The organism is Mesoflavibacter sp. CH_XMU1404-2, from assembly GCF_037029465.1.
Taxonomy (GTDB): Bacteria; Bacteroidota; Bacteroidia; order Flavobacteriales; family Flavobacteriaceae; genus Mesoflavibacter.
In genome coordinates, this window is record NZ_JAYMEM010000026.1 from 649,743 (window position 1) to 649,961 (window position 219).

General features: G+C 44.7%; 1 protein-coding gene. It reads left to right on the forward strand.

Features of this window, described 5'->3' with window-relative positions; translation table 11 throughout:
- A partial coding sequence (locus WA327_RS11430) for a hypothetical protein (RefSeq protein ID WP_336069833.1) occupies nt 1–219 on the forward strand: 219 nt, incomplete at both ends.

A 219-nucleotide genomic window follows, 5' to 3' on the forward strand; every position in this document is an offset into this window, starting at 1 on the left:
TCGGATAGTTGTGGTACAGCGACTGTAACGTTTAATGAATCGACTACTGCTGGAACTTGTGATAATACCTATACGCTAACTAGAGTGTGGACAGCTACGGATGCCTGTGGTAATGAAACTGTGCATACACAAACCATCTCGGTTCAAGATACCACTGCACCAACCTTCAATGAAGCCTTACCTGCTGATCTTACGGTAGAATGTGATGCAGTGCCTACT